The organism is Streptomyces sp. A5-4, from assembly GCF_051131715.1.
Classification (GTDB): Bacteria; Actinomycetota; Actinomycetes; order Streptomycetales; family Streptomycetaceae; genus Streptomyces.
On the sequence record NZ_CP178591.1, the window covers coordinates 4,024,140 to 4,045,299 of the forward strand.

The following is a 21,160-nucleotide window of genomic DNA, read 5'->3' on the forward strand; positions in this document are numbered from 1 at the left end:
ACATCTTGACCGGCGCGGGTGTCCGCTTCGGCCGGGGTTCGTTTCGGCCCTTCGCCGGGGGGACCGGCGGTGGCCGGCTCGCTGTTGTCCTTGTCACCGGCTCCGGTGTACCCCGTTGTGCTCCGGTGTGCGGGCGCAGACCGGGCCACTTCTGCCCGTGCGATCCGTTGTGTCATCCGCGCGTGCGATCTGCCCGCGTGGGCCGTCCGCAGCCGTTGCCGCAGTCGTCGTCCGCGTTGTCCACAGTTGTTGTCCACAGGGGGCGACGGGTGTCGGCGGGCGGCGGTACGGTCGTGAGCAGTTGATGTTGTCGGCCCTGCGGCCGGTGGCCGGTGTGGTGGGAGAGCGGGGAGGCGGCGCACCATGGCTGAGTTCGAGACGGCGGTGCCCGAACAGCGTGTGGACGGCGGGGGCGGCAGGATTCCCGTGGTGACCGGCTTCGCCCGGCGCATCGCGCAGGGGGCCACCTCGCCCAAGGCGGACGGCAGGGCGCTGCGGGCGCGGGTGCCGCGGGCCTCGCACGATTCGCTGGTGCTCGCGGTCGAGCGCCCCGACGCGGTGCGGGCGGTGGAGGAGTCGAGCCGGGGCCGCGTACCCGAGCTCGCTCCGATACGTGTCGGGCGGATGACCGCCTCCCCCTTCGCCTTTCTCCGGGGTGCGGCTGGACTGATGGCGCACGACCTGGTCGGTACGCCCGTCACCGGGGTGGGGGCGCAGATCTGCGGTGACGCCCACGCGGCGAACTTCGGCCTGTACGGCGATGCGCGCGGCGATCTGGTCATCGACCTGAACGACTTCGACGAGACGGCGGTCGGCCCGTGGGAGTGGGACGTGAAGCGCCTCGCGACCTCGCTGGTGCTGGCGGGGCGTCAGGCCGGCGCCGACGAGGACGTCTGCCGGAAGGCGGCGTTCGACACGGTCGGCGCGTACCGGCGCACGATGCGGCTGCTGGCCGGGCTGCCGGTGCTGGACGCGTGGAACGCCATCGCCGACGAGAAGCTTGTGTCGCACGCGGACGCGCGTGATCTGGTCGGCACCCTGCGGCAGGTCTCGAAGAAGGCCCGCAACAACACCAGTGCGCGCTTCGCCGCCAAGGCGACCGAGCACGGCCCGGACGGCGGTCGGCGCTTCGTCGCCGCGCCACCGGTGCTGCGACGGGTGCCGGACGCGGAGGCGGCCTCGGTGGCCGCATCGCTCGGTGACTATCTGAGGACGCTTCCCGAGGACCGGCTTCCTCTGTTCGCGCGGTACGCGATCCAGGACGTGGCGTTCCGGGTGGTCGGCACCGGCAGCGTCGGGACCAGGTCGTACGTGGTGCTGCTGCTCGACCACCTGGGCGAGCCGCTGGTCCTCCAGGTGAAGGAGGCGCGCGCCTCGGCGTTGACGCCGTATCTGCCGAAGGCCGGCTTCGCGGTGCCCAAGGCCGGGCACGAGGGGCGCCGGGTGGTGCTCGGGCAGAAGCGCATGCAGGTGATCAGTGACAACCTGCTGGGCTGGACGGCGGTGGACGGCCGGCCGTTCCAGGTGCGGCAGTTCAGGAACCGCAAGGGCAGCGTGGACCCGGCGGCGCTGGCGCCCGACCAGATCGACGACTACGGGCGGATGACGGGCGCGCTCCTCGCACGGGCGCACGCGCACAGCGTGGACCCCCGGCTGCTCGCCGGGTACTGCGGGAAGAGCGAGGAGCTCGACGAGGCCGTGGCGGCCTTCGCGGTGACGTACGCGGACCTGACCGAAGCGGATCACGCCGATCTGGTGGCCGCGGTCAAGGACGGACGGATAGCCGCCGAGCCGGGGGTGTGAGGGCGGGTGCGTGACGGCCGGGGCCCCGGGCGCCCGTACGCTGGACGAGTGACGCAGGAAGCTCCCGGGGAGCCGACGACCCGAAACGACGAAGCACAGGACCGGCAGGCGGCCGAGCAGGGGGCCGCCGGACAGCAGGCCGCTGGGCGGGAAACCGCTGGGCAGGCCATCGGCGAGGAGGCCGATGGGGAACCCGGTGCGCGGGCAGCCGGTGAGCAGGTGGCCGGTGAGGAGGCGGCGGGCGCCCAGGCCGCGGAGCGGCCCGAGGCGCGGCTGGAGAAGGCCGTGCGCGCCGCCGAGCAGGCGCTGATCGAGTTCGAGATTGCGGTGGAGACCTTCCGCGTCGAGGTGGAGAACTTCTCCCGGCTGCACCACCAGAAGCTCGGCCCCATGTACGCGCGCCTCGACGAACTGGACGCGCAGCTCGCGGAGGCCAGGGCCGCGCTCTCCGGCGACCCGGAGGATCTGCGCAAGGCGGACGAGCTGCGGGCGTTGGTCATGCCGATGCCCGGAGTCGAGGAGCTGTTCCACGACTGGATGGACTCGGACGGGCTTTCGCCCGAGGCCTCCGCGATGCTCACCGGCGAGGCCGTGCAGCCGCCCAAGCGGGTCAGGCCCAGCGAGGAGGCGCGCAAGCTCTACCGCGAGCTGGCCCGCAAGGCGCACCCGGACCTGGCGCAGGACGAGCCGGAGCGCGAGCGTCGGGACGAGTTCATCACCCGCGTCAACGCCGCCTACGGGCGAGGGGACGTGGCACTGCTGAAGGAGCTCGCCGACGAGTGGGCCGCGGGACCGGTGCCCGCGGAGCAGCCGCCCAGCGAGAACGAGGAGCTCTACGCCCGGCTGGAGTGGCTCTCGCGCCGCAAGGAGCTGCTGTCCCTGATGGCTCAGGAGCTGGAGGAGAGCGCCATCGGCGCGATGCTGCGGATGGCGCCCGACGATCCGGACCGGCTGCTCGAAGAGATCGCCGAGCAGCTGCTCGCGCAGGTCTCCGAGCGCGAGAAGGACCTGGCCAAACTGGTGCAGTAGGTTGCGTTGCCGGGACGGGCGACCGTTTCGGACGCATCACTGCGTGCGCGGGTACGTGTGCGTGGGTACGCATGACGCGAGTACGCATGACGCGAGCACGCCCCTTTGTACGTACGAGAGAAGGCATGGCCCATGAATTTCGCTCCGCTCCCCGCCGTCGACGCCGCGAAGGTGCCGTCCGACGGCTTCGTGCTGGACGTACGGGAGAACGACGAGTGGGCGGCGGGCCACGTCGAGGGCGCTCTGCACATTCCGATGGGTGACTTCGTCGGCCGCGTCGGCGAGCTGACCGAAGCCGCGGAGGACGGCCGCCGGGTGCACGTGATGTGCCGGGTCGGCGGTCGCTCCGCGCAGGTCACGCAGTACCTGGTGCGGCAGGGTGTCGACGCGGTGAACATCGATGGCGGGATGCTCGCCTGGGACGGCGCCGGGCGCCCGATGGTCACCGACAACGGCAGCCCGGCCTTCGTCCTCTGAGACCCCGGACTCCGGGACCGGGACCTCGGGACACAGGGGCTTCGGGACTCCGGGACCTCGGGACTGCCCGTCCGATCATGGCCGGGTCCGGATGATGGCCGGGGCCGCGACGCCCGGGGCCGCGACGCCCGGGGTGGATCAGCCGAGGGGGTGGGCGGCCAGCAGGTCGCCCAAGGCCTCCTCGTGCGCCGCCGCGGGGCCGAGCGAGAGTTCGATCTGCTTGGCCCACGCGTGGAAGCGGTGCAGCGGGTAGTCGGTGTCCGCGCCGAAGCCGCCGTGCAGGTGCTGCGCCGTCTGTACGACGCGGCGTACGCCGTCGGAGGCCCAGATCTTCGCCACGGCGATGTCGCCGGACACGGGCAGGGCGCCGCTCGCTTGCGAAGTCAGCCGCCATGCCGCCTGCCAGAGGGTGACTTCCATGGCACGCAGGTCGATGTAGCGGTCGGCGGCCTGGACGGCGACGGCCTGGAAGGTCGCGACCGGGAAGCCGAACTGCTCGCGCTTTCCCGTGTATTCGCTCGTCATGGACAGCACGTGCTCGCCCAGGCCCAGCGCGAGCGCGCAGGTGCCGATGGTGAGCAGGTCGCGCAGCCACTCCCAGGCGCCCTCGGCGTCGATCACCTCGCGGCCGGTGATCCGTACGTCGTCGAGTTGGACCTCCGCGAAGCGTTCGCCGCTGGTGGACACCTGGTCGGCGAAGGTGAGGCCGGCCTGGTCGCGGGGGAGCAGGGCGAGCACGGCGCGGCCCTCGCCGGTGTGCGCGGGCACGGCGATACGGTCTGCGGTCCGGGCCCAGGGCACCCCGGTCTGGAGGCCGTCGAGCACCCAGTCGGTGCCCTCGCGCCGTGCGGTGACGGCCAGTTCGGCCGGGTCGTGGCCGGTGCGGCCGTTGGCGCCCACCGTCAGCACCAGCTCGCCGCGTCCGACGGGGGCAAGGATCTCGGCGCTCAACCCGGCGTCGGCGTACCGCTCCACGGCCATCGCGACCGCGCTGGTCTCCAGCAGCGGCACCCGGGCAAGCACTTTCGCGGACTCGCGCAGCACCAGGCAGAGCGCGATGGGGCCGAGGCCCGCTCCGCCGTGTTCCGTGCCCAGTACCAGGCTCAGCAGGTCGGAGTCGGCGAGCTTGGCCCACAGCGGGCGGTCGAGATCCTCGGCCACCGCGCCCGCGGTGAGTGCGGGGCTCGGTACGCCGTCGGGCGCGACGCCCGAGAAGACCGCTTTCGCCGCCTCTACGGCCGCCTGCTGCTCCTCGGTGAAGGTGAAGTCCACGTCCATGCCCTCCAGCGCCCCGGTGCCACGTACATCTGACGGAGCGTCAAGATAGAACACGTTCTAGCAGAAGGGAATGGGGCAGGCCGCAGCCGGTGCTTCGGCGTTCCTGCCGTCGGTCCCTCGGTTCTCCCCGGTATCCCTCGGTTCTCCTCGGTCTCCTGCTTTCTGTTCCGCGAAGGCTGTTCCCCGGCCGTGCGCGGAAAATAATTGTGCGGACCATGTATCCGACGGGCAGAATGCGGCCATGAACGATCGGCCTGACGACGTCCCCGGCGCCTCCACGGCGGCCCCGGCGACGGACTGGATCACCACGCCCATCAGCACGGACCTCTTGCGCGGCGCCCTGGACCTGGAGCGCACCGAGCACGGGGTGCTGCCGCACCGACTGCCCGCGCGGGCCCGTGCGCAGTGCGCCGACGGTCAGCTGGCCATGGCGGAGGCCCAGCCCTCGGGCGTACGGCTGGTGTTCCGCACGCGGGCCACTGCCGTCGAGCTGGACGCTCTGCGTACCAAGAATGCCTACGTGGGCGCCCCGCCCCGCCCCGATGGCGTGTACGACCTGCTCGTCGACGGCCTGTCGGCCGGGCAGGCCAGTGTGACCGGCGGCAATGTCCTCATGGTGGACATGACCACCGGGTCCGCCGAAATGCGGCCCGGCCCGGTCGGCACCGTCCGGTTCTCCGGTCTTCCGGACCGCGTCAAGGACGTCGAGATCTGGCTGCCGTACAACGAGATCACCCAGCTGGTCGAGCTGCGCACCGATGCCCCCGTCGAGCCGCTGCCGGAGGGGGACCGCAGGAAGTGGCTGCACCACGGCAGTTCGATCAGCCATGGTTCCGACGCCGCGAGCCCCAGCACGACCTGGCCCGCGCTCGCCTCTTCCCTCGGGGGTGTGGAGCTGACCAATCTGGGCCTGGCCGGTAGCGCCCTGCTCGACCCGTTCACCGCGCGAGCCCTGCGCGACACCCCAGCGGATCTGATCAGCGTCAAGATCGGCATCAACCTCGTCAACACCGACCTGATGCGAGTGCGCGCCTTCGGCCCCGCGGTGCACGGCTTCCTCGACACCATTCGCGAGGGCCATCCCACCACCCCGCTCCTGGTCGTCTCGCCCGTCCTGTGCCCCATCCACGAGGACACCCCGGGCCCCAGCGCCCCGGACTTCAGCAATCTCAGCGCGGGACGGCTCCAGTTCAAGGCGTCGGGCGACCCCGCGGAACGGGCCGTCGGGAAGCTGACCCTCAACGTCATCCGGGACGAACTGGTCCGCCTCGTGAAGCAGCGGGCGGCCGACGACCCGAACCTGCACTACCTCGACGGCCGCGACCTGTACGGCGAGGCGGACTTCGCCGAACTGCCGCTTCCCGACCAGCTCCACCCGGACGCCGCCACGCATCGCCGCATCGGTGAACGCTTCGCCGCGCTGGCCTTCGGCCCGGCCGGCCCGTTCGCCGCAGCCGACCGTCCCTGAAACGCCGCCTCGTCCGGTCCCGGCCTTGCTCGGGGCCGGACGGGTGGCTCAACGGCGGTGGCTCAGCGGTCGAAGTCCAACTCGACTTCCGCGGTGGTCGGATGGGACTGGCAGGCCAGGACATAGCCCGCCTCGGTCTCTTCGGGCTCCAGCGCGTAGTTGCGGTCCATCCGCACCTCGCCGGTGACCAGAAACGCCCGGCAGGTCCCACACACCCCGCCCTTGCAGGCGTACGGCGCGTCCGCGCGGCTGCGCAGCACGGTCTCCAGGAGCGATTCCCCCTCCCGCACGGGCCAGTTGCCGGACCGGCCGTCGAGCGTGGCGGTGAGGGTCGCGGCGGTGAGGGTGACTGCGGTCAGGGGCGTGGCGGTGTGTATGTCGTCGGTGGCGGTCGAGCCCGCAGGGGCGCCCGCCGTGACAGTGCCGTCGTCGACGTGGAAGATCTCCTCGTGGATACGGGCCCTGGCGACCCCGAGGCCGCGCAGCGCCCGCTCGGCGCCCTGGACGAGCCCGAAGGGACCGCACAGGAACCAGCCGTCGATGTCCGCCACCGGAAGCAGTGCGGGCAGCAGCCCGGCCAGCCGCTCCTGATCGAGCCGCCCGGACGGCAGCCCGGACTGCTGCTCCTCCCGGGAGAGCGCGGTGACCAGCTGGAACCGATCGGGGAACCGGTCCTTGAGGTCGGCGACCTCCTCCAGGAACATCGTCGAGGCCGCCGTGCGGTCGCTACGGATCAGACAGAACCTGGCCGAAGGCTGCCGAGCCAGCAGCGTCGCCGCGATCGAGAGCACCGGTGTGATGCCGCTGCCGCCGACGATCGCCGCGAAGTGCCCGGCACGCGGCTCCAGTACGAAGCGGCCCATCGGGGCCATCGCCTCGACGGTGTCGCCGACGGTCAGCCCCTTGAGGGCGTACGTCGAGAACTCGCCGCCGTCGACCAGCCGGATGCCCACCCGCAGCACCGGCTCGGCCGGAGCCTCGGTGGCCGGCGCGCAGATCGAGTACGTACGGCGGATCTCCTCGCCGGCCACGATGCGGCGCAGCGCTATGTGCTGGCCCGGGGTGTGCCGGAAGGCCTCGCGGAGCTCGGGCGGCACGGTCAGGGTGACGGCCACCGAGTCGTCCGTGAGCCGCTCGACCTCGCGGACCCTCAGCGGGTGGAACATCTACAGCTCCTTGAAGTGGTCGAACGGCTCGCGGCAGGCCACGCAGCGGCGCAGCGCCTTGCACGCGGTGGAGGAGAACCGGCTGAGCAGCTCCGTGTCCGTCGACCCGCAGTGCGGGCAACGCACCGACAGGGTGAGGGGCACCGGGCCGCCGTCGACGGGCTGCGGGCGCGGCGGAGCTATGCCGAACTCGGCGAGCTTGCGCCGGCCCTCGGCGGTGATGTCGTCCGTCGACCAGGCGGGGGACAGGACGGTGACGACCGACACCTCGGGTATGCCGTTGTCGTGGAGGACGCGCTCGATGTCCGAGGACATCGCCTCGATCGCCGGGCAGCCGGTGTACGTCGGTGTGAGCTCGACCTTCACCCGGCCGGGGCCCGACACATGCAGGGTGCGCAGGACGCCCAGCTCCTCCAGTGTGATCACCGGCAGCTCGGGGTCGGGCACGGCGCCGACGAGCTCGCGCAGCCGCGTCTCCAGGGCGGTGGCGGTCACCATGACGCCCCCGGGTGGCTGCGGTGCAGGTGCTGCATCTCGGCGAGCATCCGCCCGAACGACTCGGTGTGCAGCCCCTGCCGGCCCGCTCCCGCCACCCAGGCGCCGCTCTGCGGCCCGTCGGGCACGGTCAGCGTCGCCCGCTCCAGGACGGCCGTGACGGACGTGTGCCAGGCGGCTCGCAGCTCCTCGAAGTCGGCTTCGACGCCCTCGACGGGCTGGAACATCTCGCCGGTGAACCGCCACAGGGCGTCGCAGCCCTGCTGCATCCGCCGGTGGCTCTCGGCGGTGCCGTCGCCGAGGCGCGTCGTCCACTGCTCGGCGTGGTCCCGGTGGTAGGCGACTTCCTTGACCGCCTTCGCCGCCAGCGGGGCGAACACCCCGTCGCCGGAGGCCAGTTGCCCGTAGAGCAGGTGCTGGTAGGTGGAGAAGTAGAGCTGGCGGGCGATGGTGTGCGCGAAGTCGCCGTTGGGCTGCTCGACCAGCTGGAGGTTGCGGAAGGCGCGCTCCTCGCGGAGGTACGCCAGCTCGTCCTCGTCGCCGACGAGGGTGAGCAGCACCCGGGCCTGCCCCAGCAGGTCGAGCGCGATGTTGGCGAGGGCCACGTCCTCTTCGAGGACGGGGGCGTGGCCCGCCCACTCCCCCAGCCGGTGCGACAGCACCAGGGCGTCGTCGCCCAGGGCGAGAGCCGCGGGCGCGAGAACGGTGGTCACAGGTGCTGCACTCCTTCCGGGATCTCGTAGAACGTCGGGTGCCGGTAGACCTTGTCGCCGGCCGGTTCGAAGAACGGGTCCTTCTCGTCGGGCGAGGACGCGATGATCGCCGAGGACGGCACCACCCACAGCGAGACGCCTTCGGAGCGGCGTGTGTACAGATCGCGGGCATTGCGCAGGGCCATCTCCGCGTCCGGGGCGTGCAGGCTTCCCGCGTGTGTGTGGGACAGCCCGCGGCGCGAGCGCACGAAGACCTCCCACAGCGGCCAGTCGGTGCTGCTCATACCCGTGCCTCCTCGTGCTGCTCGGCTGTCCGGAGCTCGGTGGCCCGGTGTGCGGCGCTGCGGTCCGTGGCAGCTGGATCGTGCTTCGCCGCGTACGCGGACGCCGCGTCCCGAATCCAGGCGCCCTCTTCGTGCGCCCGCCGGCGCTGGGTGATCCGCTGCTCGTTGCACGGACCGTTTCCCTTGAGGACGTCCCGGAACTCGGCCCAGTCGATCGCGCCGAAGTCGTGGTGCCCGCGCTCCTCGTTCCACTTCAGGTCCGGGTCGGGGAGGGTCAGCCCGAGCGCCTCGGCCTGCGGCACGGCGATGTCGACGAAGCGCTGGCGCAGATCGTCGTTGGTGTGCCGCTTGATCTTCCAGGCCATGGACTGCGCCGAATGCGCCGACTCGTCGTCCGGCGGGCCGAACATCATCAGCGACGGCCACCACCAGCGGTTCACCGCGTCCTGCGCCATCTCGTGCTGCGCCGCCGTGCCGTGACTGAGGGTGAGCAGCAGCTCGAAGCCCTGGCGCTGGTGGAAGGACTCCTCCTTGCAGATGCGGACCATCGCGCGGGCGTAGGGCCCGTACGAGCATCGGCAGATCGGCACCTGGTTCGTGATCGCTGCGCCGTCCACGAGCCAGCCGATCGCGCCAACATCGGCCCAGGTCAGCGTGGGGTAATTGAAGATCGACGAGTACTTCTGGCGGCCTGAGTGGAGCTTGTCGAGCAGCTCCTCGCGACTGGTGCCCAGCGTCTCGGCGGCGCTGTACAGATACAGCCCGTGCCCCGCCTCGTCCTGCACCTTGGCCATCAGGATCGCCTTGCGCCGCAGTGAGGGCGCGCGCGTGATCCAGTTGGCCTCCGGCTGCATGCCGATGATCTCGGAGTGGGCGTGCTGTGCCATTTGCCTGACCAGCGAGGCCCGGTAGGAGTCCGGCATCCAGTCGCGCGGCTCGATGCGCTCGTCCGCGGCCACGGCGGCATCGAACGCCGCCTCGTACGCCGCGGTGTTGTCGGCCGTCCGATTCCCTGCCGTTTCCTCGGCCGCCGTCCAGTGCGCAGGTGCTGTGGCCATCCGAGCCCCCTTCCATGCCTACCGACCGATCGTTCGGTTCGCTGACTTCAATGGTCAGCCGGAGGCCCGTAGGGTGTCAACCCTGTGGATAACTTGCTGTGGATCTCGGGGATCGGGGCGGGATGGATTCGTACGACGACAGGGGCGTGATCGCCGGGCAGGATCCGGGGCCCGCACCGGACACCGCGCGAGGCTCCGATGTGCCGAACGGCATCGCCGCGCTCTCCGTCCCGTACCAGGTCACGGCCGCTGTGGCGCTGGCTCTCGTGGGTGTGCTCGCCTGCGTGCACCTCGGGATGGTCTTCCTCCACGTCGCGCCCTCCAACACCGTCAGCAAGCAGAACGGTGAGCTGGTCGACGACTGGATCTACCCCGAGTTCGAACAGAACTGGAAGCTTTTCGCTCCCAATCCGCTCCAACAGAACATCGCCGTACAGGCGCGCGCCCAGGTTCGTACCGCCGAGGGCGAGTGGCGGACGACCGCGTGGGTCGATCTCTCCGCCCAGGACGGCGCCGCGATCCGCGGCAATCCGCTGCCGAGCCACACCGTGCAGAACGAACTCCGCCGCGGCTGGGACTTCTACACCGGCTCGCACGACAGTGCGAACAAGGCGAACGGCATGCGCGGCCTGCTCTCCGAGCGCTACATACGCCGCATCGTGATGCTGCGCCTCACACACCTCGACATGGGTGGAAGGATCTCGCGGATCCAGGTCAGGTCGGAGACGGCCTGGGTGAAGCCCCCGTCGTGGAGCAACGAGCGGAACAACAACAAGCCGGCCTACCGGGTCCTCCCCTGGTGGTCGGTGACCGATGCCGACCTGGCCGCAGGGGCGCGCACGGAGGTGACCGAATGAGCTCGAACAGTCGCACGATCGGCGACGCCGTCCAGCGCGTCACGTCCACCGCCCTCGGCCCGTACCAGAGCGCCGTCGTACGCATCGGCTTCTCCGTGACCTGGCTGCTCTTCCTGCTCAGCGAAATTCCGCACCGCCGGGAGCTGTACGGCCCCGACGGGTCGTGGGGCTGGGACATGGCGCAGCAGCTGATAGCGAGCAATCACGCCTTCACGGTGCTGATGTGGTCGGAATCGGCGCTCTGGTTCGAGCTCGTCTACGCGCTCGCACTGCTGTCCGCCCTGCTTCTGCTGCTCGGCTGGCGCACCCGCACCATGTCGGTGCTCTTCATGATCGGCGTGCTCTCGCTGCAGAACCGCAGCATTTTCATGGGCGACGGCGGCGACAACATCGTCCATCTGATGGCCATCTACCTGGTGTTCACGCGCTGCGGCCAGGTGTGGTCGCTGGACGCGCGGCGCGCGGCCGACTCCGGTCGGCAGGGTGTCGACCGGGTGGGTCCCGCCCTGTGGGCGGTCCTCGGCCTCGCCCTCGTCGTGGTCACGTTCATGGGCGAGTTCAGCTGGGGCTGGGCAGTCGTCCTCTGGGGGCTGTGGGCCGGTCACGGGCTGTGGTGGGCGGTCAACCGTTACGCGCCGGGGGACCCGCGCAGCCTGCTGGACGTGTTCGCCAACCTCGCGCACAATGCGGCCCTCTTCGTGATCATGGCGGAGGTCTGCCTGGTCTACGCGACCGCGGGCTGGTACAAGATCCAGGGCTCACGCTGGCAGGACGGCACCGCGCTCTTCTACCCGCTGCACCTCGACTACTTCTCACCCTGGCCCTCGCTCTCCGGACTGCTTGCCTCCAGCGGCGTGATGGTGATGCTGCTGACGTACGGGACTGTGATCGTGCAGGTCGCCTTCCCCTTCACGCTCTTCAACCGCCGGGTCAAGAACATCCTGCTCGCGGTCATGATCACCGAGCATGCGGGCATCGCCGTGCTGCTCGGTCTGCCCTTCTTCTCGCTGGCGATGATCGCGGCCGACGCGGTCTTCCTGCCCACGGTCTTCCTGCTGTGGCTCGGCGGCCGGGCGGCGCGGGGGCGCGACCGGCTCCGGACGGCGACCCGGCGGGGCGACCCGGAGCCCGAGCGGCGTTCCGAGGGTGCGGAGGCGGACCGTACGCTCGTCGGGTGAGCAGCGACATCCCAGGCCCCGGGCCTGATGCGGAACCCATCCAGTACGACGAGGGCTTCACGGCGCCCGAGATCGGTGTGGGCCCGCATCCGCGACCGTGGCCCGAGGGGGAGCGGTACGACCCCGAGCTGTTGGCCGCCGGTGACCGGCGCAACGTCGTCGACCCGTACCGCTACTGGCGGCGCGAGGCGATCGTCGCTGACCTGGACACCCGGCGCCACGACTTCCATGTGGCCGTGGAGAACTGGGGCCACGACTTCAACATCGGCTCGGTCGTACGGACCGCCAACGCCTTCCTCGCGAAGGAGATCCACATCGTGGGGCGGCGGCGGTGGAACCGGCGGGGCGCGATGGTCACCGACCGGTACCAGCATGTGCGCCATCACCCCGGCACGGAGGATCTGACGGCGTGGGCGGCGGCCGAGGGGCTGCCGATCATCGGGATCGACAATCTCCCCGGGTCCGTGCCGCTGGAGCGGACGGAGCTGCCTCGGCGGTGCGTGCTTTTGTTTGGGCAGGAGGGGCCGGGGCTCACCGCTGAGGCTCGGGAGCATGCGGCGATGGTGTGCTCCATCGCGCAGTTCGGCTCGACCCGGTCGATCAATGCGGGGGCGGCTGCGGCGATTGCGATGCATGCGTGGGTGCAGCGGCATGCGGATATCTCTGGGGGTGCGGGGGCTCTGTCGGGCTGAGCTCGGGGGGCGGGTGCGGGAGTGCTGGGCGGGTGGAGGTGCGGTGCGGTGCGTGGGGCGGGTGCGGGTGCGGGTGCCTGCGGCGCTGTCCCCTACCCGCCCCTTCCCGAAACTGGGGGCGAGCCCCCAGGCCCCCGGACGCCCTTCGGGCGTGTCCTCAAGCGCCGGACGGGCTGAACGTGCCGGAGAGGTGGGAAGCGGCGGGCACGCCGGGCGTGCCGGGCGTCCTGGATGTGGCGGGCACGCCGGGCGAGCGGCGTGCCCGGGCGTCCCGCTACGCCTGCCTGCGGACCTCCACCACCCGGAAGCGGTTCGCTACGAACGCCGCGTCGCACAGGGCCGCGTTCGCCGCCGGGTTGCCGCCCGAGCCGTGGAAGTCGGAGAAGGCCGCTGTCTGGTTGACGTACACCCCGCCCGTCAGGTTCAACGACAGCTGCGCGGACTCCTCCAGGCAGACCTCCTCGATCGCGGTCTCCGTGTCCGGGGAGGTCGTGTACGCGCCGACCGTCATCGCGCCCTTCTCCCGCACCGTGCGGCGCAGCAGCTCCAGGGCGTCCGCCGTGGAGTCCACGGCGACGGCGAAGGAGACCGGGCCGAAGCACTCGGAGAGGTAGGGCGCGTCCGCGTCCGGTTTGCTGCCGTCGAACTTGACCATGACGGGCGTACGGACCACCGCGTCCGGGAACTCCGGGTTGGTCAATTCACGTGAGGCCAGGGCGACTTCGCCCAGGCCTGCTGCGGCTTCCAGGCGGGCCTTCACGTCCGGGTTGACCAGCGCGCCGAGCAGCGCGTTCGCGCGGGCGTCGTCGCCGAGCAGGCCGTCGACCGAGGCTGCCAGATCGGCGACCACCTCGTCGTACGACTTCGGTCCCGCGTCCGTCGTGATGCCGTCCCGGGGAATGAGCAGGTTCTGCGGGGTGGTGCACATCTGGCCGCTGTAGAGGGACAGCGAGAAGGCGAGGTTGGACAGCATGCCCTTGTAGTCGGCCGTGGAGTCGATGACGACCGTGTTGACGCCGGCCTTCTCCGTGTAGACCTGCGCCTGGCGGGCGTTGGCCTCCAGCCAGTCGCCGAAGGCGGTGGAGCCGGTGTAGTCGATGATCTTGATCTCGGGGCGGACGGCCAGCGTCTTGGCGATGCCCTCGCCGGGCTGCTCGGCGGCCAGCGCCACCAGGTTCGGGTCGAAGCCCGTCTCGGCCAGCACCTCGCGGGCGACCCGCACCGTGAGGGCCAGCGGCAGGACCGCGCGGGGGTGCGGCTTGACCAGGACCGGATTTCCGGTGGCCAGGGAGGCGAAGAAGCCCGGGTAGCCGTTCCACGTCGGGAAGGTGTTGCAGCCGATCAGCAGCGCGATGCCGCGCGGGACCGCGGTGAAGGACTTCTTCAGGTCGAGCGGGTCGCGCTTGCCCTGCGGCTTGGACCAGTCGGCGTCGCCGGGGGTGCGGACCTGCTCGGCGTACGCGTACGTCACGGCCTCCAGGCCGCGGTCCTGGGCGTGCGGACCGCCTGCCTGGAACGCCATCATGAAGGCCTGGCCGCTGGTGTGCATCACCGCGTGCGCGAATTCGTGCGTGCGGGCGCTGATCCGCGCCAGGATTTCCATACAGACGAGGGCGCGGGTCTCGGGCCCGGCCTGCCGCCAAGCGCCCATGCCGGCGCGCATCGCGGGCAGCAGCACATCAAGGTCGGCATGCGGGTATTCGATGCCGAGCGCCGGACCGTAGGGCGATACTTCTGCGCCCGTCCAGGCGTCCGTGCCGGGCTGGTCGAGCTCGAAGCGGCTGCCCTGAAGTGCTTGGAAGGCGGCAAGGCCATCGGCGGCGCTCAGGCTGCCGTTCTCGCCGTAGGCCTTGGGGTGCTCGGGGTGCGGCGACCAGTAGGCGCGCGTACGAATCACTTCGAGCGCCTGGTCGAGGGTGGGCCGGTGCTTCTCGGACAGCTGGGATGTGGTGAGTTCGGCGGCCATGGCGGACCAACTCCTCGTCGAGCTGGGCAGGGACAGGCGGACACGAGATACAGTAACCGAACGATCGGTCGGGACAAGAGGGCCCGGTAAACCTGTGGATAACTCGTACGGGAGGATCGGGGTCATGACAGCAATCGATCGAGCCCGCACCGTCGCCGTCGTAGGCACCGGGACCATGGGCCGGGGCATCGCCCAGGTGGCCCTTCTCGCAGGTCACCCGGTGCGTCTCTATGACGCCGCACCCGGGCGGGCGCGCGAGGCCGCGCAGGCCGTCGCCGAGCGGCTGGGCCGGCTCGTCGAGAAGGGCAGGCTCGATGCGGCGGAGGCCGAGGGGGCGCGCGCCCGGCTGTATCCCGCCGAGGACCTCGCCGAGCTGGCGGACGCCGCGCTCGTCGTCGAGGCGATCGTCGAGCTGCTCCCGGTCAAGCAGGAGCTCTTCACGGCGCTCGAAGCGATCGTCTCCGACGACTGTCTCCTCGCCACCAACACCTCGTCCCTCTCCGTCACGGCCGTCGCGGGCCCGTTGCGCATCCCCGGCCGCTTCGTCGGACTGCACTTCTTCAACCCGGCGCCCCTGCTGCCCTTGGTCGAGGTCGTCAGCGGCTTCGCGACCGACGAATCGAGCGCCACGCGCGCGTGGGCGACGGCAGCGGCCTGGGGCAAGACCCCGGTCCGCTGCGCGGACACCCCCGGCTTCATCGTCAACCGCATCGCCCGCCCCTTCTACGCCGAAGCCTTCGCGGTGTACGAGGAGGGCGGCGCCGACCCGGCCACCATCGACGCCGTCCTGCGCGAGTGCGGCGGCTTCAAAATGGGCCCCTTCGAGCTGACCGACCTGATCGGCCAGGACGTCAACGAGGCCGTCACCCGTTCCGTCTGGGACTCGTTCTTCCAGAGCCCCAAGTTCGTCCCGTCCCTCGCGCAGCGCCGCCTCGTCGAGTCGGGCCGGCTCGGCCGCAAGTCGGGCCACGGCTGGTTCCCGTACGCCGAAGGGACCACGAAGCCCGCCCCGCACACCGCCCCGCCGCGGAGCGCCCCGGACACGGTCACCGTCGTCGGAGATCTGGGCCCCGCCGAGGCGGTCGTCGCGATGATGGAGGAGGCCGGCATCGCCGTGAAGCGCGTCGAGACGGGCGGCCCGTACATCGAGCTGCCGGGCGAGGGGCAGCTCGTACCGGCGGACGGCCGGACGTCCGTGGAGTACACGGACGTCGTCTACTTCGATCTCGCCCTCGACTACCGGGGCGCCACCCGGATCGCGCTCGCCGCCTCCGACGACACCTCGCCGCAGACCCTCGACGCGGCCACCGGCCTCTTCCAGAAGCTCGGCAAGGATGTCAGCGTCATCGGCGACGTACCGGGCATGATCGTCGCCCGTACCGTCGCCATGCTGATCGACCTCGCCGCCGACGCCGTCGCCAGGGACGTCGCCTCGGCCGACGACATCGACATCGCCATGCGGCTGGGCGTCAACTACCCCCGCGGACCGGTCGAATGGAGCCGCGAGCTCGGCCAGGACTGGGCGTACGACCTGCTCGGGAATCTGCACGAGTGCTGCCCGACCGGGCGCTACGCGGCCTCCCTGGCGCTCTACCGGCAGTCGTTCGCCCAGCCCGCCGCCCAGGAGGAGACCTCCGCGTGACTACCGCCAAGCGCGACACGTACACCCCGGAGACGCTCCTGACGGTCGCCGTGCGGGTGTTCAACGAGCGCGGTTACGACGGCACATCCATGGAGCACCTCTCCCGGGCCGCCGGCATTTCCAAGTCCTCGATCTACCACCATGTCGCGGGCAAGGAGGAGCTGTTGCGGCGCGCGGTCAGCCGCGCCCTGGACGGCCTCTTCGGCATCCTGGACGAACCGGGAGCGCTGCGCGGGCAGGCGATCGAGCGGGTGGAATACGTCACCCGCCGTACGGTCGAGGTGCTGATGGCCGAGCTGCCGTACGTCACGCTGTTGCTGCGCGTCCGCGGCAACACCAAGGCGGAGCGCTGGGCGCTGGAGCGGCGCCGCGAATTCGATCAGCGGGTCGCCGACCTGCTGAAGGCGGCGGCCGCGGACGGCGACCTGCGCGCCGATGTGGACATGCGGCTGGCGACACGGCTGCTGTTCGGGATGGTGAACTCCCTGGTGGAGTGGTATCGGCCGCTGTCGGCCGACGGCACCGACGAACCCGCCGACGGGTCCGGCCACCCGGACGGCTCCGACGGCGGTCACCAGCTCGCGGAGACGGTCGTACGGCTGGCCTTCGACGGGCTGCGGACCAGCCGCTGACCTCGCCGACCGGCCGCGGCCCCGCCCCGGCCGCCTAGGACTCCGGGGGCAGCTGCGGGTCGAGACCCGTCTCCTCGAACACCAGCAGAGTGCGCGTGCTGAGCACCTCCGGTATGGCCTGGATCTTCGTCAGTACGAGCTCGCGCAGGGCCCTGTTGTCCGCGGTGTGCACCAGCAGCAGTACGTCGAAATCCCCGCTGACCAGGGCGATGTGCGCGGCGCCCGGCAGCCCCTGGAGCTGCTCGCGGACCGTGCGCCAGGAGTTCTGCACGATCTTGAGCGTGATGTACGCCGAGGCGCCCTGCCCCGCCCTCTCGTGGTTCACCCGGGCGCTGAAGCCACGGATCACGCCGTCGTCGATGAGCCGGTTGATGCGCGCGTAGGCGTTGGCGCGCGACACATGGACGTGCTCGGCGACGGAACGTATCGACGCACGCCCGTCGGTCTGCAGCATCCCCAGGATGGCGCGGTCGATGGCGTCCAGCGGCCTGGCGGGCGGGTCCTGGCCCGCGTCGGCCATTTGTTCAGCTGTCATGTGTCCCCACCTCTCTGTCATGGACAACCAGTCCCCATCCCAGGCTGTGGAGAACCGTTTGTCCACAGGCTGAAGGTGCCTGTAGCCAAAATGCGTCATCGACCGAACAATCGGTAGGGAGGCGCACCACAAACCTGCGCCCCTCTGACCACTCCCATGAGGAGGTGCATGCGATGAAGAAGAGCACGATGACGGTTCAGGAGCTGCCCGGTGCCCCGGCCTACCTGCCGGCCCCTCCCCCGTCCTGGAAGCCCCGCACCGACCCCGCACCGCTGCTTCCCGACACCGCGCCCCATCGCGTGCTCGGCACCGATGCGGCGGACCGGCTCGACGCGTCCCTGATGCGCAGGCTGTACGCGGAGCTGGTCCGGGGCCGCAGGTACAACGCGCAGGCCACGGCCCTCACCAAGCAGGGCCGTCTCGCCGTCTACCCTTCCAGCACCGGGCAGGAGGCCTGCCAGGTGGCGGCCGCGCTGGTGCTCCAGGAGCGCGACTGGCTCTTCCCGAGCTACCGCGACACCCTCGCCGCCGTGGCGCGCGGGCTCGACCCCGTGCAGGCGCTCACGCTGCTGCGCGGCGACTGGCACACCGGGTACGACCCGCGTGAGTACCGCATCGCCCCCCTCTGTACGCCGCTGGCGACCCAGCTGCCGCACGCGGTGGGCCTCGCGCACGCCGCGCGGCTCAAGGGCGACGACGTGGTGGCGCTCGCCCTGGTCGGCGACGGCGGCACCAGCGAGGGCGACTTCCACGAGGCGCTGAATTTCGCGGCGGTGTGGAAGGCGCCGGTTGTCTTTTTCGTGCAGAACAACGGCTTCGCGATCTCCGTCCCGCTTGCTAAGCAGACCGCGGCGCCCTCCTTGGCCCACAAGGCCGTCGGGTACGGGATGCCCGGCCGGCTGGTCGACGGCAATGACGCGGCGGCCGTGCACGAGGTGCTCGCCGAGGCGATGGACCGGGCCCGGCGGGGCGGTGGCCCGACCCTGGTCGAGGCCGTGACGTACCGCATCGAGGCCCACACCAACGCCGACGACGCGACCCGCTACCGGGGTGACGCGGAGGTCGAGGCATGGCGGGCGCACGACCCCGTCCAGCTCCTGGAGCTGGAGCTGACCCGGCGCGGCATCCTGGACGAGGACGGCATACGCGAGGCGCGCGAGGCCGCCGAGACGATGGCCGCGGACCTGCGCGAGCGGATGAACGCGGAGCCGGTGCTCGACCCGACCGACCTCTTCGCGCACGTTTACGCGGACAGGACGCCGCAGCTCAAGGAGCAGGAGGCCCAGTTGCGGGCCGAGCTGGACGCGGAGGGCGAAAGATGACCACGGCAGCGAAGGCGCCGGTCGCCAAGAAGCCCGCCTCGATGGCGCAGGCCCTCGGGCGCGCGCTGCGCGACGCGATGGCCGAGGACCCGACCGTCCATGTGATGGGCGAGGACGTCGGCGCGCTGGGCGGGGTCTTCAGGGTCACGGACGGGCTGGTCAAGGAGTTCGGCGAGGACCGCTGCACGGACACGCCGCTCGCCGAGGCGGGGATTCTGGGCGCGGCCGTCGGCATGGCGATGTACGGGCTGCGGCCGGTCGTCGAGATGCAGTTCGACGCGTTCGCCTATCCGGCGTTCGAGCAGCTCATCAGCCATGTCTCGCGGATGCGCAACCGCACCCGCGGGGCGCTGCCGATGCCGATGGTGATCCGGGTGCCGTACGGCGGCGGAATCGGCGGTGTCGAGCACCACAGCGACTCCTCCGAGGCGTACTACATGGCGACTCCGGGGCTCCACGTGGTGATGCCGGCGACTGTCGAGGACGCGTACGGGCTGCTGCGGGCCGCGATCGCCTCGGACGATCCCGTGGTCTTCCTGGAGCCCAAGCGGCTCTACTGGTCGAAGGCCGACTGGTCGCCGGACGCGCCGGCCGCGGTCGAGCCGATCGGCCGGGCGGTCGTCCGGCGCCCGGGACGCAGCGCGACGCTCATCACCTACGGGCCCTCCCTGCCGGTGTGCATGGAGGCGGCGGAAGCGGCGCAGGCCGAGGGCTGGGACCTCGAAGTCGTCGATCTGCGCTCGCTCGTGCCCTTCGACGACGAGACGGTGGCCGCGTCGGTGCGCCGCACCGGGCGTGCGGTCGTCGTCCATGAGTCGACCGGCTTCGGCGGGCCAGGCGGGGAGATAGCCGCACGGATCACCGAGCGGTGCTTCCACCATCTGGAGGCGCCGGTGCTGCGGGTGGCCGGTTTCGACATCCCGTATCCGCCGCCGATGCTGGAGCGGCACCATCTGCCGGGTGTGGACCGGGTACTTGACGCGGTCGCGCGGCTGCAGTGGGAGGCGGGGAGCTGATGCCCCAGGTGCTGGAGTTCAAGCTGCCGGACCTCGGTGAGGGGCTCACCGAGGCGGAGATCGTGCGCTGGCTGGTGGAGGTGGGCGATGTCGTCGCCATCGACCAGCCGGTGGTCGAGGTGGAGACGGCCAAGGCGATGGTGGAGGTGCCGTGTCCCTACGGGGGCGTGGTCACGGCCCGCTTCGGTGAGGAGGGCACGGAGCTGCCGGTGGGGTCGCCGCTGCTGACGGTCGCGGTCGGGGCGGCCTCCGCCCACGAGGCGCCCGCCGTCTCGGGCGCCGGAGGCGCGGCCTCGGGCGCGGCTTCCGATTCGGCCGAGGAGACCTCGGGGAACGTGCTCGTGGGGTACGGCACGGGGGCCGCGGTCGCGCGGCGACGGCGGATCCGGCCGGGTGCGCCGGGCGCGGGGCCTTCGGGTCCGGCTGCCGTGGCCGGTACAGGGGCGGCAGCTGCGAGTCTCGTCGCGGAGCCGGTCGTGGAGGTCGGTCCGGCGGCGGAATCGCCGGTGCGTGCGGCCGGGCCGGTGCCGGTGATCTCGCCGCTGGTGCGGCGCCTGGCCCGGGAGAACGGTCTTGATCTGCGGGAGCTGACGGGGTCGGGCCCCGATGGGCTGATCCTGCGGTCCGACGTCGAGCAGGCGGTGCGGGACGCGGCTTCGGTGCCCGTGCGGGCGCCGGAGCCGGTGGCCGCGGCTTCCTCGGCCGCCGGGGAGCGCGTCCCGCTGCGGGGGGTGCGCGGCGCCGTCGCGGACAAGCTGTCGCGCAGTCGGCGCGAGATCCCGGACGCCACCTGCTGGGTGGACGCGGACGCCACCGAGCTGATGGCCGCACGCGCGGCCATGAACCGCTCGGCGGGACCCCCGGTCCCGGTCCTCGCGCTCCTCGCCCGGATCTGCACGGCGGCGCTGGCCCGCTTCCCGGAGCTCAACTCCACGGTGGACATGGCGAACCGCGAGATCGTGCGCCTTCCCGGCGTGCACCTGGGATTCGCCGCACAGACGGAGCGGGGCCTGGTGGTCCCCGTCGTACGGGACGCGCACACCCGTTCCGTGGACGCGCTGAGCACCGAGCTGGCCCGGCTGACCGGGGCCGCGCGGGAAGGGAAGCTCACCCCGGCGGACCTGACCGGCGGCACTTTCACGCTGAACAACTACGGCGTGTTCGGTGTCGACGGCTCCACTCCGATCATCAATCACCCGGAGGCGGCGATGCTCGGAGTGGGCCGCATCGTCCCGAAGCCGTGGGTCCATGAGGGCGAGCTCGCGGTGCGCAAGGTCGTCCAGTTGTCGCTGACCTTCGATCACCGGGTCTGCGACGGGGGCACGGCGGGCGGGTTCCTGCGGTACGTGGCCGACTGCGTCGAGCAGCCGGCGACGCTGCTGCGCGCGCTGTAGCGCCCGCACGCTCCCGAGCCGGAGCTGTTACGGGGTGGGTCTGCCTGGCGGCGGGCCCACCCCAGACTCTTTCGCGCACCGGATCCTTACGCGGCCCCCGCGCACATTGGTGCTGATGGGGCAGGGGCCGCGAGGGAGCAGATCACCGGGGTGAC

Annotated in this window: 20 protein-coding genes; 12 read left to right on the forward strand and 8 right to left on the reverse strand. The window is 71.4% G+C overall.

Annotation, left to right across the window (positions count from 1 at the left end):
* The first annotated feature begins 363 nt into the window (after window positions 1–363).
* From ACLLJJ_RS18515 to ACLLJJ_RS18525, 3 genes are all read left to right on the forward strand, one after another.
* Complete coding sequence (locus tag ACLLJJ_RS18515; RefSeq protein WP_434592671.1) at window positions 364–1,803, forward strand: DUF2252 domain-containing protein; 1,440 nt, start codon at window positions 364–366, stop codon at window positions 1,801–1,803.
* A gap of 48 nt (window positions 1,804–1,851) precedes the next feature.
* Window positions 1,852–2,832, forward strand: a complete 981-nt coding sequence (locus ACLLJJ_RS18520) for a J domain-containing protein (RefSeq protein WP_434592674.1) — start codon at window positions 1,852–1,854, stop codon at window positions 2,830–2,832.
* 132 nt (window positions 2,833–2,964) lie between these two features.
* Complete coding sequence (locus tag ACLLJJ_RS18525; protein ID WP_434592677.1) at window positions 2,965–3,309, forward strand: rhodanese-like domain-containing protein; 345 nt, start codon at window positions 2,965–2,967, stop codon at window positions 3,307–3,309.
* A 138-nt stretch (window positions 3,310–3,447) separates the two neighbouring features.
* Here ACLLJJ_RS18525 and ACLLJJ_RS18530 read toward each other — a convergent pair whose 3' ends face one another.
* Window positions 3,448–4,581 (reverse strand): acyl-CoA dehydrogenase family protein, encoded by a 1,134-nt coding sequence (locus ACLLJJ_RS18530; RefSeq protein WP_434600454.1) that lies wholly within the window; start codon window positions 4,579–4,581, stop codon window positions 3,448–3,450.
* 247 nt (window positions 4,582–4,828) lie between these two features.
* On the opposite strand from ACLLJJ_RS18530, the gene ACLLJJ_RS18535 reads away from it, so the two are divergent.
* Window positions 4,829–6,055: a GDSL-type esterase/lipase family protein gene (locus ACLLJJ_RS18535; RefSeq protein ID WP_434592680.1), complete on the forward strand. Its 1,227-nt coding sequence runs from the start codon at window positions 4,829–4,831 to the stop codon at window positions 6,053–6,055.
* A 62-nt stretch (window positions 6,056–6,117) separates the two neighbouring features.
* Here the strand turns inward: ACLLJJ_RS18535 and ACLLJJ_RS18540 are convergent, their stop codons facing one another.
* From ACLLJJ_RS18540 to paaA, 5 genes are read right to left on the reverse strand one after another with little or no spacing between them, the layout of a single operon-like run.
* Entirely contained in the window at window positions 6,118–7,221 is a 1,104-nt protein-coding gene (locus tag ACLLJJ_RS18540) for a 2Fe-2S iron-sulfur cluster-binding protein (protein ID WP_434592683.1), read from the reverse strand.
* Window positions 7,222–7,719, reverse strand: coding sequence for a 1,2-phenylacetyl-CoA epoxidase subunit PaaD (gene paaD, locus ACLLJJ_RS18545; protein ID WP_434592685.1), 498 nt, complete (start codon window positions 7,717–7,719; stop codon window positions 7,222–7,224). It lies immediately after the preceding gene.
* Window positions 7,713–8,429, reverse strand: coding sequence for a 1,2-phenylacetyl-CoA epoxidase subunit PaaC (paaC, locus tag ACLLJJ_RS18550; protein WP_434592688.1), 717 nt, complete (start codon window positions 8,427–8,429; stop codon window positions 7,713–7,715). The genes paaD and paaC overlap by 7 nt, the downstream gene beginning before the upstream one ends.
* Complete coding sequence (gene paaB, locus ACLLJJ_RS18555) at window positions 8,426–8,713, reverse strand: 1,2-phenylacetyl-CoA epoxidase subunit PaaB (RefSeq protein WP_434592691.1); 288 nt, start codon at window positions 8,711–8,713, stop codon at window positions 8,426–8,428. Before paaB ends, paaC begins: the two co-directional genes overlap by 4 nt.
* A complete protein-coding gene (gene paaA / locus ACLLJJ_RS18560) occupies window positions 8,710–9,771 on the reverse strand; it encodes a 1,2-phenylacetyl-CoA epoxidase subunit PaaA (protein ID WP_434592694.1) in 1,062 nt (353 codons plus the stop codon). The genes paaB and paaA overlap by 4 nt, the downstream gene beginning before the upstream one ends.
* 122 nt (window positions 9,772–9,893) lie before the next feature.
* On the opposite strand from paaA, the gene ACLLJJ_RS18565 reads away from it, so the two are divergent.
* From ACLLJJ_RS18565 to ACLLJJ_RS18575, 3 genes are read left to right on the forward strand one after another with little or no spacing between them, the layout of a single operon-like run.
* Window positions 9,894–10,628 carry a DUF5819 family protein gene (locus ACLLJJ_RS18565; protein ID WP_434592697.1) on the forward strand — a complete coding sequence of 245 codons (735 nt, stop codon included), beginning with the start codon at window positions 9,894–9,896 and terminating at the stop codon, window positions 10,626–10,628.
* Window positions 10,625–11,806: an HTTM domain-containing protein gene (locus ACLLJJ_RS18570; protein ID WP_434592699.1), complete on the forward strand. Its 1,182-nt coding sequence runs from the start codon at window positions 10,625–10,627 to the stop codon at window positions 11,804–11,806. Before ACLLJJ_RS18565 ends, ACLLJJ_RS18570 begins: the two co-directional genes overlap by 4 nt.
* A complete protein-coding gene (locus tag ACLLJJ_RS18575; RefSeq protein WP_434592702.1) occupies window positions 11,803–12,498 on the forward strand; it encodes a TrmH family RNA methyltransferase in 696 nt (231 codons plus the stop codon). The genes ACLLJJ_RS18570 and ACLLJJ_RS18575 overlap by 4 nt, the downstream gene beginning before the upstream one ends.
* A gap of 274 nt (window positions 12,499–12,772) precedes the next feature.
* Here ACLLJJ_RS18575 and paaN read toward each other — a convergent pair whose 3' ends face one another.
* A complete protein-coding gene (gene paaN, locus ACLLJJ_RS18580; protein ID WP_434592705.1) occupies window positions 12,773–14,464 on the reverse strand; it encodes a phenylacetic acid degradation protein PaaN in 1,692 nt (563 codons plus the stop codon).
* A 124-nt stretch (window positions 14,465–14,588) separates the two neighbouring features.
* Between paaN and ACLLJJ_RS18585 the strand changes: the two genes are divergently transcribed.
* On the forward strand, window positions 14,589–16,106 hold the full coding sequence (locus ACLLJJ_RS18585) for a 3-hydroxyacyl-CoA dehydrogenase (RefSeq protein ID WP_434592706.1): 1,518 nt from the start codon (window positions 14,589–14,591) through the stop codon (window positions 16,104–16,106).
* Window positions 16,103–16,738 carry a TetR/AcrR family transcriptional regulator gene (locus tag ACLLJJ_RS18590; RefSeq protein WP_434592709.1) on the forward strand — a complete coding sequence of 212 codons (636 nt, stop codon included), beginning with the start codon at window positions 16,103–16,105 and terminating at the stop codon, window positions 16,736–16,738. The genes ACLLJJ_RS18585 and ACLLJJ_RS18590 overlap by 4 nt, the downstream gene beginning before the upstream one ends.
* 34 nt (window positions 16,739–16,772) lie before the next feature.
* Here ACLLJJ_RS18590 and ACLLJJ_RS18595 read toward each other — a convergent pair whose 3' ends face one another.
* Window positions 16,773–17,273, reverse strand: coding sequence for an Lrp/AsnC family transcriptional regulator (locus ACLLJJ_RS18595; RefSeq protein ID WP_434592711.1), 501 nt, complete (start codon window positions 17,271–17,273; stop codon window positions 16,773–16,775).
* Between the two features lie 188 nt (window positions 17,274–17,461).
* On the opposite strand from ACLLJJ_RS18595, the gene pdhA reads away from it, so the two are divergent.
* The 3 genes from pdhA to ACLLJJ_RS18610 are packed head-to-tail and all read left to right on the forward strand — an operon-like array spanning window position 17,462 to window position 21,005.
* Entirely contained in the window at window positions 17,462–18,595 is a 1,134-nt protein-coding gene (pdhA, locus tag ACLLJJ_RS18600; RefSeq protein ID WP_434600455.1) for a pyruvate dehydrogenase (acetyl-transferring) E1 component subunit alpha, read from the forward strand.
* Complete coding sequence (locus ACLLJJ_RS18605; protein WP_434592714.1) at window positions 18,592–19,611, forward strand: alpha-ketoacid dehydrogenase subunit beta; 1,020 nt, start codon at window positions 18,592–18,594, stop codon at window positions 19,609–19,611. The genes pdhA and ACLLJJ_RS18605 overlap by 4 nt, the downstream gene beginning before the upstream one ends.
* The gene (locus ACLLJJ_RS18610) at window positions 19,611–21,005 is read left to right on the forward strand and encodes a dihydrolipoamide acetyltransferase family protein (protein WP_434592717.1); all 1,395 of its coding nucleotides are present in this window, start codon (window positions 19,611–19,613) and stop codon (window positions 21,003–21,005) included. Before ACLLJJ_RS18605 ends, ACLLJJ_RS18610 begins: the two co-directional genes overlap by 1 nt.
* Window positions 21,006–21,160 lie beyond the last annotated feature (155 nt).